General features: G+C 58.8%; 14 protein-coding genes. 3 read left to right on the plus strand and 11 right to left on the minus strand.

The genetic code is table 11. The features are described from left to right. Together ruvB and ruvA are read right to left on the minus strand one after the other, a co-directional pair. Window positions 1-697 (minus strand): Holliday junction branch migration DNA helicase RuvB (ruvB, locus tag V7080_RS17040; protein ID WP_334189591.1); only part of this gene is annotated, 697 nt, incomplete at its 3' end. A gap of 102 nt (window positions 698-799) precedes the next feature. After that, a complete protein-coding gene (gene ruvA / locus V7080_RS17045; RefSeq protein WP_334189592.1) occupies window positions 800-1,378 on the minus strand; it encodes a Holliday junction branch migration protein RuvA in 579 nt (192 codons plus the stop codon). Between the two features lie 164 nt (window positions 1,379-1,542). Between ruvA and V7080_RS17050 the strand changes: the two genes are divergently transcribed. Beyond that, window positions 1,543-2,004 (plus strand): signal peptide prediction, encoded by a 462-nt coding sequence (locus V7080_RS17050; RefSeq protein WP_334189593.1) that lies wholly within the window; start codon window positions 1,543-1,545, stop codon window positions 2,002-2,004. 130 nt (window positions 2,005-2,134) lie between these two features. Here V7080_RS17050 and ruvC read toward each other — a convergent pair whose 3' ends face one another. The 9 genes from ruvC to V7080_RS17095 form a co-directional block, all read right to left on the minus strand. Then, window positions 2,135-2,677, minus strand: a complete 543-nt coding sequence (gene ruvC, locus V7080_RS17055; protein WP_334189594.1) for a crossover junction endodeoxyribonuclease RuvC — start codon at window positions 2,675-2,677, stop codon at window positions 2,135-2,137. An 84-nt stretch (window positions 2,678-2,761) separates the two neighbouring features. After that, complete coding sequence (gene purH / locus V7080_RS17060) at window positions 2,762-4,327, minus strand: bifunctional phosphoribosylaminoimidazolecarboxamide formyltransferase/IMP cyclohydrolase (protein ID WP_334189595.1); 1,566 nt, start codon at window positions 4,325-4,327, stop codon at window positions 2,762-2,764. Window positions 4,328-4,391: 64 nt separating this feature from the next. After that, on the minus strand, window positions 4,392-4,625 hold the full coding sequence (locus tag V7080_RS17065; protein WP_324901771.1) for a Fis family transcriptional regulator: 234 nt from the start codon (window positions 4,623-4,625) through the stop codon (window positions 4,392-4,394). 30 nt (window positions 4,626-4,655) lie between these two features. Beyond that, window positions 4,656-5,672 carry a tRNA dihydrouridine synthase DusB gene (dusB, locus tag V7080_RS17070; protein ID WP_334189596.1) on the minus strand — a complete coding sequence of 339 codons (1,017 nt, stop codon included), beginning with the start codon at window positions 5,670-5,672 and terminating at the stop codon, window positions 4,656-4,658. 101 nt (window positions 5,673-5,773) lie between these two features. Further along, the gene (locus V7080_RS17075) at window positions 5,774-6,427 is read right to left on the minus strand and encodes a histidine phosphatase family protein (RefSeq protein ID WP_334189597.1); all 654 of its coding nucleotides are present in this window, start codon (window positions 6,425-6,427) and stop codon (window positions 5,774-5,776) included. After that, complete coding sequence (locus V7080_RS17080; protein WP_334189598.1) at window positions 6,424-7,086, minus strand: YbhB/YbcL family Raf kinase inhibitor-like protein; 663 nt, start codon at window positions 7,084-7,086, stop codon at window positions 6,424-6,426. The genes V7080_RS17075 and V7080_RS17080 overlap by 4 nt, the downstream gene beginning before the upstream one ends. 75 nt (window positions 7,087-7,161) lie before the next feature. Next, window positions 7,162-7,611 carry a D-aminoacyl-tRNA deacylase gene (dtd, locus tag V7080_RS17085; protein ID WP_334189599.1) on the minus strand — a complete coding sequence of 150 codons (450 nt, stop codon included), beginning with the start codon at window positions 7,609-7,611 and terminating at the stop codon, window positions 7,162-7,164. A 10-nt stretch (window positions 7,612-7,621) separates the two neighbouring features. Continuing rightward, on the minus strand, window positions 7,622-8,878 hold the full coding sequence (tyrS, locus tag V7080_RS17090) for a tyrosine--tRNA ligase (protein WP_334189600.1): 1,257 nt from the start codon (window positions 8,876-8,878) through the stop codon (window positions 7,622-7,624). Window positions 8,879-8,912: 34 nt separating this feature from the next. After that, window positions 8,913-9,278 (minus strand): hypothetical protein, encoded by a 366-nt coding sequence (locus V7080_RS17095; RefSeq protein ID WP_334189601.1) that lies wholly within the window; start codon window positions 9,276-9,278, stop codon window positions 8,913-8,915. Between V7080_RS17095 and V7080_RS17100 the strand changes: the two genes are divergently transcribed. Beyond that, the gene (locus tag V7080_RS17100; RefSeq protein ID WP_442947244.1) at window positions 9,191-10,570 is read left to right on the plus strand and encodes a peptidoglycan DD-metalloendopeptidase family protein; all 1,380 of its coding nucleotides are present in this window, start codon (window positions 9,191-9,193) and stop codon (window positions 10,568-10,570) included. The two genes, V7080_RS17095 and V7080_RS17100, sit on opposite strands and share 88 nt — an antisense overlap. A gap of 84 nt (window positions 10,571-10,654) precedes the next feature. After that, window positions 10,655-11,794 (plus strand): anhydro-N-acetylmuramic acid kinase, encoded by a 1,140-nt coding sequence (locus tag V7080_RS17105; protein WP_334189603.1) that lies wholly within the window; start codon window positions 10,655-10,657, stop codon window positions 11,792-11,794. Window positions 11,795-11,923: the final 129 nt, after the last annotated feature.

Here is an 11,923-nt window from a genome sequence, read left to right on the forward strand (position 1 = left end):
GGCGGTTGGCGATACGCGGCGTACCGCGGCTTCGCTTGGCGATTTCCATCGCGCCGTCCGGAACGATGGGCGCATTCAGCAGCGACGCGCTCCGCGTGATGATGCGCGCCAGTTCCTGCGGGGTGTAGAACTCGAGGCGGGCGACGATGCCGAAACGGTCGCGCAACGGGTTGGTCAGCATGCCGGCGCGGGTTGTCGCGCCGACCAGCGTGAACGGCTGCAGGTCAAGCCGCACCGACCGCGCCGCCGGCCCCTCCCCGATCATGATGTCGATCTGGTAGTCCTCCAGCGCCGGGTACAGGATTTCCTCCACCACCGGCGACAGGCGATGGATCTCGTCGATGAACAGGACGTCGTTGGCTTCCAGGTTGGTCAGCAATGCAGCCAGGTCGCCGGCTCGCTCCAGCACCGGCCCGGACGTCTGCCGCAGGTTGACACCCATTTCCCGCGCGATGATGTGGGCCAGCGTGGTTTTGCCGAGTCCGGGCGGCCCGAACAGCAACGTGTGGTCGAGCGCTTCGCGCCGCTGGCGGGCGGCGGTAATGAAGATGTCGAGCTGGCTATGGATTTTTTCCTGTCCGACATATTCATCAAGCTGCTTGGGCCGCAGCGCGCGTTCGATCGCCTCTTCGTTCGGCGATACCGGAGTAGCGGCGATGATGCGTTGTTCGGTCAGATTATCGGTCTGAATACTCATTGAATTCTTTCAGAAGAGCGGCTGACAGTAGAACTGCCGACTACACCTATATGGCGCCAACATGGCAATCCTTCAATGCTTTAAACGCCTGCCCCTTGCCGCTTAGCCCTTGGACAGCGCCTTCAGCGCGAGCTTGATGCCTTCCGACACTCCGGCGCCGGCCGGCACCTGTTTCATCGCCATCAGGGCTTCCTTGTCGGAATAGCCGAGCGCCGTCAGTGCATTGAGAATGTCGGCGCCCGCATCGTGCTGCATTACGCCGCCGACGGCGCCGATGTCGGCGCCGAGCTTCCCTTTCAGTTCCAGCAGCAACCTTTCGGCGGTTTTCTTGCCGATGCCCGGCACCCTGGTCAGCCGCCCGGCTTCCTGCAGGGTGATGGCCTGCGCGAGGTCGGGGACCGACATGCCGGACAGGATCGACAATGCGGTACGCGCGCCCACCCCGGAGATTTTGATCAGTTGCCGGAAGACGGTACGTTCTTCCGCCGTGCCGAATCCATACAGCAAGTGGGCATCCTCGCGTACCGCCATATGGGTCAGCAGCACGATTTTTTCGCCCGTGGCCGGCAGGTTGTAGAACGTGCTCATCGGCACATCGATCTCGTAGCCGACGCCGCCGCAATCGACCAGCAACTGGGGTGGATTTTTTTCAAGAAGTAATCCGGACAGGCGACCTATCATGGCGATGCAATAGAAAGAAGTTAGATGAATCATACAGGACAACAAGTTCCTCCCCCGCCATGCGAAACATGGTGCGGAAGGAACAGATACGGCTGTGCCGGCATGACGAAAAATATGCTGCTGGGACGGATTTTCGGATGCAGTCCGGCATCGAAGAAAAGACTATGCGACCACGAGATTCCATTTTCTTCCAGTCCAACCCGCTGCCCCGCCCGATCATCTGGATAGGACAGGCGCTCGGCATTCTTTGGGCATTTCCCCTCACGATCGTCGGCCTGCTCCTGGCGTTGCCGATCGTGCTGATACGCGGTCAATTCCAGCTGATCCGCATCCCGACCGTAGCACTGCTGGTGCGCGGACCATGCGCGGACTGGATGTTGAGCCGGCACCCGTTTGGGGCCATGACCGCGATGGCACTGGGACATGTCGTCATCGCGGAGCACCAGGGATTGTCGTCCCGCGTGCTGATTCATGAACTGGCCCATGTCCGCCAGGCGGCCCGCTGGGGCATTTTCTTCCCGTTCGCCTATCTGGCGTCAAGTGCCTGGGCAGCACTCCGGGGCCGCGACGCCTACTGGCACAACCGCTTCGAAATCGCGGCGCGCGAGGCGGAAAAACAGGTTTAGACGATTGAAGGGTTGATTTAAGGCCTGATGCGGGGCGTAGGTAGCCGGGGCAGGAACGAAGCGCGCTTGCCGGAAATACATCGATACACTCCCGGAATGGATGACGCGCACCGGTACGCAGAACATGGCGTCAGCCGACCAGGCGCCCACGACGTACCCGCAATCCTTTCCTCACCAGGCCAGGCGCCAGTTCCCCTAGTGCCGTCAATACCTCGCCGCTATGCGCATGGCAAATCGCGACGCCGAGCGCATCGGCCGCGTCCGTACTGGGCATGCCGGACAACAACAGCAGACGTTGCACCATGTCCTGCACCTGCTGCTTCTGCGCCTTGCCCTGGCCGACCACTGCCTGCTTGATCTGCAGGGCCGTGTATTCCGCGACCAGAAGATTGGCGTTGACCAGCGCGCAAATCGCCGCGCCGCGCGCCTGGCCCAGCAACAGCGTGGACTGCGGATTGACGTTGACGAAGACTTTCTCGATGGCGGCGCAATCGGGCGTATAGGTTCCGATGATTTCCGACACGCCGGCCAGGATGGTTTTCAGGCGTTGCGGCAGATCGGCATCCGGCGTCTTGATGGTGCCTGAGGCGATATAGCTGAGCTTGTTGCCCTGCTTGTCGATAATGCCGAAACCGGTAGTACGCAGGCCGGGGTCAATGCCGAGGATTTTCATGTGTGTTGCAGCAATGCGGATTGGATGCCGCCATCATATCGGAGGATATGATGGCGGCAACCCTTCCCTTGAAGATACTTCTTTTTAATGCCGGAAATGTCGTGTTCCGGTCAACAGCATGACAACACCGCGCTCGTCGGCCGCATCGATCACTTCCTGATCGCGCATCGACCCGCCCGGCTGGATGACGCAGGTTGCGCCGGCATCCACCACCACGTCCAGACCATCACGGAACGGGAAGAAAGCATCGGACGCGACCGCCGAGCCCGCCAGCGCCAGGCCAGCGTTTTGCGCCTTGATCGACGCGATGCGGGCCGAATCCACCCGGCTCATCTGCCCGGCGCCGACCCCGAGCGTCATGCCGCCGCCGCAGAAGACGATGGCATTGGATTTGACGAATTTCGCCACCCGCCATGCGACCAGCAGGTCCTGCAACTGCTGCGGCGTCGGCTGCTTCTTGCTGACGATCTTCAGTTCGGCCGGTAACACGTTTTTCGCATCCGGCGCCTGCAGCAGCAGGCCGCCGCCGACGCGCTTGAAGTCGTAGGCATTGACTGCCTTGGCGAGCGGAATTTCCAGCAGCCGCACATTCTGCTTGGCGGCGAAAATCTGCCGCGCCTCGTCGGTGAAGGATGGCGCGATCAACACTTCGACAAATTGCTTGGCAACGGCCTCGGCCGCCTTGCCGTCCAGTTCATGATTGAAGGCAATGATGCCGCCGAAGGCCGAGGTCGGATCGGTCTGGAATGCCTTCGTGTACGCATCGAGCGGATGCGTGCCGATCGCCACGCCGCAGGGATTTGCATGCTTGATGATGACGCAGGCGATTTCATCGAATGTCTTCACGCATTCCCAGGCGGCATCCGCATCGGCGATGTTGTTGTAGGACAGTTCCTTGCCCTGCAACTGCTTGTAGTTCGCCAGCGAGCCGTCCACCGGAACGAGGTCGCGATAGAAGGCGGCGGACTGATGCGGGTTTTCGCCGTACCGCATTTCCTGCACCTTCTCGAAATGCAGGTTCAGGGTTTGCGGGTAGTCGCTGCGCGTCGCATGTGCCTTGTCTTCCCCAAGCGAAGACAGGTAATTGGTGATCGCGCCGTCGTACTGCGCGGTATGGGCAAAAACCTTTTTCGCCAGCGCGAAACGGGTGTCGTAGCCGACTTCCCCGCCGCCCGACTTCAATTCGTCCAGCACCCGGCCATAGTCTGCCGGATCGCACAGCACCACCACGTCCTTGTGATTCTTGGCCGAGGACCGTAGCATCGCCGGCCCGCCGATATCGATGTTTTCAATGGCGTCTTCCAGCGTGCATTGGTCCTTGGCGACGGTCTGCTGGAACGGGTAGAGATTCACGACCACCATGTCGATGGTCGGAATGCCATGCTGCTCCAGCGCAGCCACATGCGCCGGGAAATCGCGCCGCGCAAGAATACCGCCATGGACCTTGGGATGCAGCGTCTTGACCCGGCCATCGAGCATTTCCGGGAAACCGGTGTAGTCGGCAACCTCCGTGACCGGGATGCCGTTATCGGCCAGCAGCTTCGCGGTGCCGCCGGTGGAAAGAATGTTGACACCCATGCCGGAGAGGGCGCGGGCGAAGTCGAGAACGCCGGTTTTATCGGAGACGGAAATCAGGGCTTGTTTGATCATGGCAAAGACGCGGAAAGTGATGGATAGCGTAAAAACAGCGTCGTTGCTGCCCTTACGTTATAAATCACAGCAGCCCGTGCTGCTGAAGTTTCTTGCGCAAGGTATTGCGATTGATGCCGAGCATTTCGGCGGCCAGGGACTGGTTGCCGTCGGCGCGTGCCATGACCGCTTCGAGTATCGGCTTTTCGACGGTGAACACCACCATCTCATAGACATTCGACGGTTGTTGCTCGCCGAGATCCCGGAAATACTTCTCGAGACTTTTCTTGACGACGTCCTGGATGTTGTCTTTGCTCATTGCAGTGGGGGCGAGTGGTTTTTATCAGGCTCAGGCGGCCAGCTTTTCTTCGGAAAGGCGGTATTGTAACCGCTTGCCGTAAGCCAACTGTGATTCAAAGAATGCATCGACTGCGGCAAGCTGTTCATTGCAGCTTTCCAGGCGGTTCATGCGCTGCCGGAATTCTTCGCCCCCGGAGAGGTCGCGCACATACCAGCCGATATGCTTGCGCGCGGTGCGCAGACCCATGAACTCGCCATAAAACGCGTAGTGCGCCTGCAGGTGTTCATTCATCAGGGTACGCACTTCATCGATCATCGGCGGCGGCAAGTGTTCGCCGGTACGCAGGAAATGATCGATTTCGCGAAATATCCACGGCCGGCCCTGTGCCGCGCGGCCGATCATGACCGCATCCGCACCGGTTACCCGCAGCACGAATGCCGCTTTTTCGGGGCTCGTGATATCGCCGTTGGCCACGACCGGCAGTGACATCGCCGCTTTGACGGCGGCAATGGTTTCATATTCCGCCTCGCCAGCATAACCGTCGGCCCGGGTGCGGCCATGCAGCGTCAGCATGGCAATACCGCTCGCCTCCGCCATCCGGGCGATATTCAGCGCATTCTTGTTGGCACGATCCCAGCCGGTGCGGAATTTGAGCGTGACCGGCACGTTCACGGCATTCACCACCGCATCGAGAATCCGGCCGACCAGCGTCTCGTTCTGCAGCAATGCGGAGCCGCACCAGCTTTGACAGACCTTCTTGACCGGGCAACCCATGTTGATGTCGATGACCTGCGCGCCACGGTCGACATTGAATTTTGCGCAATCGGCCAGCATGGCGGGATCGGCGCCGGCGATCTGCACCGCCTTCGGCTCCATCTCACCGTCGTGGTTGATGCGGCGAGAGGTCTTTTCGCTTGCCCACAGGCGCGGATCGGACGCCGCCATCTCCGAGACGGCATATCCGGCACCAAGCTGCTTGCATAGTTGCCGGAAAGGACGATCCGTCACGCCCGCCATGGGAGCGACGAATATGTTGTTACGCAGAGAATAAGGTCCGATTTGCACAGGAGGGCGGCCGAAGAAAAGCGCTATTTTAGCTTGATCAACAGGCGAAACAGCCATTGGACTGCACATGCTTGCATTGGCAATCCAGCCATGTCACCGCTTTAGCGGTCGATCTCGTCCAGGGCCGACATATCCGGCTGTTCGAGATGCGTGACATCGCCCCACTGCGCCAGGCGCAATCCCTTGCCATCCCATAGAAAGCGGTTGACGCTGGCATTCAGGATATCGAAGTCACGGGCATGTTCGAACCCGATACCCTGTGCTGCGCGATAAGCACATTCCAGGACACCGCCGTGTGTCACCAGTGCAATTTTCTGGTGCCGATGCCGGTTCGCGATCCGGATGATGGCGTCCACCGCACGTTGCGAGAATTCCCGCAGCGTCTCCGCCACGTACACGCCGTCGGGAAAGCGGGCGTCGATATTGCGCGCCTTCCATTCTGCATACGCCTGCGGATAGCGTTCGCTGATTTCCGCATACAGCATCCCTTCGAACCCGCCGAAACAGCGCTCCCGCAGGCCGGGATCGACATGCACAGGCATGCCACGCCCCGCCGCGAGTTGTTCCGCCGTCTGCCTGGCACGCATCAGATCGCTCGAATAGATGGCGTCAAACTGCTCCGCCGATAGGGCACGGCCCAAGGCTACCGCCTGGCGCCGCCCTTCTCCGTTCAATGCGATGTCGAGATGGCCTTGCAGCCGTTTGATGGCGTTCCATTCGGTTTCGCCGTGGCGGATCAGTACGATATCGGTCACTTGGACTCCGGGCGGTTGTTGCCGGATGCAAAGATGGCCGGGTTGAGGGTGTAGAGACCGGTAATGGCAGCCTGGTCCAGGATATGGCCCCGGATGGCATCACGCACCTGCTGACCGGTGAATTTTCCGTCTACCGGCACGCGTTCGAGGTCGAGGGCATACAGCGTGAAGACATAGCGGTGCACCAGGGCATCGTTCCACGGCGGGCAAGGTCCGTCATAACCGAAGTAGTCACCTGCCATGTCGGCATCGCCGGCAAACCAGCTGCTGTAGTCATTGATGCCGTGGCGCAAGCCCGCCATGCCGGACACATCGGGGCCGGATTTGCCGCGCGGCGTCACGCCGTTACAGAATGCGCCGGCGGCAATCGAGGAGGTATCTTTTGGAATATCGATCAAGGTCCAATGGAAGAAATCGACGCGCGGGAGATCGGCCGGCACCGTCTTTCCTTTCTGGTTGACGTCGTCGCCGCGCGACGGCACGTCGGGATCGTGGCAAATCAGCGCAAGTGATCTGGTTCCTGCCGGCAAGTCGCTCCAGGCAAGGTGTGGATTTTTGTTCGGGGCCATTGAAACATGATTGGCGGGATCGATGACGCAAAACGCGAATTCTCCCGGAATCGGTGCGCCATCCTTGATGGAATCACTCCAAAGCTTCATGTCAGTCTCCTTATTTGATTTGCTACCTAAAGTGAACGCCATTCTGAGTGCAAAGCGCCGTTGCCGTTCCCTGTTTCAGTTTTGCGGCTTGACCTGCAACCAGAATGTCACTGGACCATCGTTGACCAGCGACACTTGCATGTGGGCGCCGAATTGGCCGGTCTCTACTCTCTCCAGCTTCGCTCGCGCCCGCTGCACAACATGATCGAACAGCCGCCGCCCCTCATCAGGCGGCGCTGCCGGCGTAAAGGAAGGGCGCGTGCCGGACTGGGTATCGGCGGCCAGGGTGAATTGCGGTACCAGCAGCAAACCGCCCCCCACATCGGTGATGCTGCGGTTCATCTTGCCGGCATCGTCCGCAAATACCCTGTAGGCAAGCAGCTTCGTTAACAGGGCATCCGCTTCACGTTCCGCATCGCCCCGCTCGGCGCACAGCAACACCATCAGCCCGGCCCCGATCGCACCGACAGTAGCGTCGTCGACCACGACGCTGGCCTGCGTTACCCGCTGCAAAAGCGCGATCATGCGAACGCGCTCAGGACAGCGTCACGCGGGCGAACTTGCGTTTGCCGACCTGGAGCACGAACGTACCGGCATCGACTTTCAGCCCCTTGTCCGTCACGGCCGCGCCATCCAGCCGCACTCCGCCCTGCTCCACCATCCGCAGCGCTTCGGATGTCGACGGGCAAAGATTGGCCTGCTTGAGCAGTTGCCCGATGCCAAGCGGCGCCCCGGTCAGCGTGACTTCCGGGATTTCGTCCGGAATACCGCCCTTGGCGCGGTTGTTGAAATCCGCCAGCGCATCGTCCGCTGCCTGGCGGGAATGAAAACGCGCAACGATTTCCTGGCCGAGCAAAACCTTGATGTCGCGGGGATTGCGTCCGCCCTCGACTTCTTTCTTGAACTGCCCGATTTCGGCCAGGGAACGGAAGGACAGCAGCTCGTAATAACGCCACATCATGACGTCGGAAATACTCATCAGCTTTCCGAACATGGTGTTCGGCGGCTCGGTAATTCCCACATAATTGCCCTTTGATTTAGACATTTTTTCAATTCCGTCTAAACCTTCCAGCAAAGGCATGGTCAAGATACATTGTGGCTCTTGCCCATAGTCTTTTTGCAGCTCACGACCTACAAGCAAGTTGAATTTCTGGTCGGTACCCCCGAGTTCCAGATCGGACTGCAAGGCGACTGAATCGTATCCCTGCATCAACGGATAGAGCAATTCATGCACGGAAATTGGCGTTCCGGCCTTGAATCGCTTGGTGAAATCCTCCCGTTCGAGGATACGTGCAACCGTGTATTTTGCCGATAGCTGGATCATGCCTCTTGCACCGAGGGGATCCGACCATTCGGAGTTGTAACGGATTTCGGTTTTTGCCGGGTCAAGCACCAGACTGGCTTGGGCGAAATAGGTTTTGGCGTTCTCTTCGATCTGTTCCCGTGTAAGCGGTGGGCGAGTAATATTTCGGCCGGACGGATCGCCGATCATCGACGTGAAGTCGCCGATCAGAAAGATGACGGTATGTCCAAGATCCTGAAGCTGCCGCATCTTGTTGAGCACGACGGTGTGCCCGAGATGCAAGTCCGGTGCCGTAGGATCAAGACCCAGTTTGATACGTAGTGGTTTGCCGGTTTTTTCGGATCGCGATAATTTCTGTGCGAATTCGGTTTCGATCAGTAACTCGTCAATGCCGCGCTTGGTAACGGCAAGCGCTTCCTGCACCGCATCGGACAGGATTGGAGCGGGCTGGTCGACTTGGGGATTTTTTAACTGCTGGTGATTGACCATATGATGACAAAGATTAAAGTGCAACGTTGAAAGATCAATACCATGCGTTTGGTATAATCGCGTCTCCTTTTCCAGCTTGCAATGCATGAAAATATTGCAACTCAGACATCTGAAAAGCGATATGACGCCTTAGCCGGCCTCTTCTTCGAGCAATTGCAGCTAAACCATAGAAATTTGATTGCTGGAGAAATACTGAAGGATTACCAAACCACGGACGCTTGACCATATTTTCTTCCTCGCGGACTAGCGCGCTGACCGGAAGCAGTATTGTGAAAAGCATCTCAACCAGAACAGCAAATTTTAACGTATTGCATGCGCCTTCTAGATAAATTACTGAATAGCGGTTTTGGCAGTGCACTGTTCCTTGGCTCATCGCGCAAGACACGCGTGTTGTCTGCATCGGCACTGTTCCTCGCCGCCTGCGCTTTCGGAGCGGCAGGCGTTGCACCGATGGCCCCTGATGCTGCGGACCTGCCTGTCACATCGATCACCCGTGAACTGCCCGTTGCAAGCCTTGCCGATCAAATTGCACAACTGGAACAACAGGAGCATCGTTTCTTCCGCGAAGAGAGAGTGCGGCCCGGCGACACGCTGGCGACATTGCTTCAGCGATTGGGCGTCGACGACGAAGAAGCAGCCAAGTTCATCAAGTCCGATCGGATCGCACACCAGGTCTTCCAATTGAAGGCCGGCAGGAAGATACAAGCACAGACCGATGAAGACGGCGAACTTCACTTCCTGAGCGCCACGACAAATGACAATGTCGGCAATAGCGACAGTGCCATCAAAAGCGTCGTGATCCGGCGCGATGGCGAGCGCCTCGTTGCGACCGAGACGCTCGGCAATTTGGAAAAGCGCGTCGACATGCATTCCGGCGAGATTCGCTCCTCGTTATTCGCTGCAACCGACGCCGCCGGCATACCGGATAACGTCGCCATGCAAATTGTCGACATGTTCTCTACCAACATCGACTTTGCATCGGACCTGCGGCGCGGCGACCGTTTCAACGTCGTCTATGAAACGTACTGGCAAAATGGCGAGATGGTACGTGCCGGCCGCGTGCTTGCAGGCCAGTTCGTCAATGGCAGCACTACCTATCAATCGGTATGGTTCGACGATCCGAATAGCAAGGAAGGCGGCGGCTATTACACCTTTGACGGAAAGTCGCTCAAAAAAGCGTTCCTCAAATCGCCGCTCGAGTTTTCCCGCATTTCGTCGGGTTTCTCGATGCGCATGCACCCTCTCTCGGGCCAATGGCGGAGCCACAAGGGCGTCGACTTCGCCGCACCGACCGGAACACCGATTCGCGCATCGGGTGACGGCGAAGTCGATTTTGTCGGCGTGCAGGGCGGCTACGGCAACATCGTCATTCTCAAGCATTGGAACAACTACTCGACTGCTTATGCCCATATGAGCCGGTTTGCCAATGGGCTGAAAAAGGGCGACAAGGTCAACCAGGGCCAGGTAATCGGCTACGTTGGCACCAGCGGCTGGTCCACCGGACCGCATCTGCACTACGAATTCCGGGTCGGCAATGAACCGCGCGATCCGATGTCGATCGATGTCCCGAATGCACAACCACTCGCCGGTACCGAACTGCAACGCTTCAAAAACGTCGCGAGCGAAATGCGACATCGCTTCGCCCTGCTCTCCTCTCCATCGGGCACCGCCGGAAAGCTGGCCGCCAAGTAAGATCACGTCCTGTGGCAATCCTGCCATAGGACGTTCCCATACCGTTTCCAGGCTGTAGAATCCTCAGATTCAGAGACGGTAGCCATGCCCAACACAACACCTTCCCAACACCTCTACATCGGACTGATGTCCGGCACCAGCCTCGATGGCGTCGACGGTGCAATCGCGACCTTCGATCCCGCCCCAGGCGTCCCGGTCCGGACGCTCGCTACCGCTTACCTCCCCTTTCCGCCTGACTTGCGCGCCGAATTGCTTGCCTTGCAATCGCCGGGAGAAAATGAAATCCATCGCGAATCGCTGGTCGCAAATGCACTTGCAGGCTTTTACGCCGACTGTGTCACCAAGTTGCTTGATACGGCTGCATTACCGTCAAGCGCGATCACAGCCGTTGCAGTGCATGGCCAGACGATCCGGCATCGGCCCGAGCTTGGTTACACACGCCAAACCGGCAATCCCGCCTTGCTCGCGGAATCGACAGGCATTGACGTCATTGCGGACTTCCGCAGCCGCGACATTGCCGCTGGCGGACAGGGCGCACCGCTGGTTCCGGCATTTCATCAGGCCGCATTCGGCAGCGACGAGGAAATCCGCGTCGTAGCAAACATCGGCGGCATTGGAAATATCAGCATTCTGCGTCGCGACGCCAATGTGATTGGCTTCGATACCGGCCCCGGGAATGTATTGATGGATGCCTGGATCGCCCGACACCAAGATAAGGCTTACGACAGCGACGGCGCATGGGCGCGCAGCGGCAAGATACTCCCGGAATTATTGAACTCACTCTGCGCAGAGCCCTATCTCGCCATGCCACCTCCCAAGAGCACGGGCCGGGATTTGTTCAACGCCGAATGGCTCATGTCCAGGCTGACTCGCTTCAACAGCGCAAATACTGCGGATGTACAGGCGACGCTTGCCGCGTTCACTGCGACGACATTGGCGGATGCCATTCATCATCATGCGCCTCGGGCAACAGCGGTCTATGTTTGCGGCGGCGGCGCATACAACAGCCACCTGATGCAACAGATCGCGGATGCGCTTCGCACCAAGGGCAGCATGGCGTCAGTCGAATCAACCAGCCGCCTGGGGGTCTCGCCAAATCATGTGGAAGCACTGGCTTTCGCCTGGTTGGCACATCGGTTCACAAACCGACTTCCCGGCAATCTCGCGGCCGTTACCGGCGCCAAAGGGCCGAGGATTCTTGGCGCTCTATATCCGGCAGCATGAGAGCGGAAACAAAAACGCAGCAGAAACAAAAAAGGACGCCTTGGCGTCCTCAGACTGCTGACAAACCCTCGCCATGTGCGGGGGTTTTTGTTTTAATAACGCATGCTCAAGACGCCCACCCCTGCCCAA

The sequence above is a fragment of the Noviherbaspirillum sp. genome (assembly GCF_036846085.1).
In the GTDB taxonomy this organism is placed as follows: domain Bacteria; phylum Pseudomonadota; class Gammaproteobacteria; order Burkholderiales; family Burkholderiaceae_D; genus Noviherbaspirillum.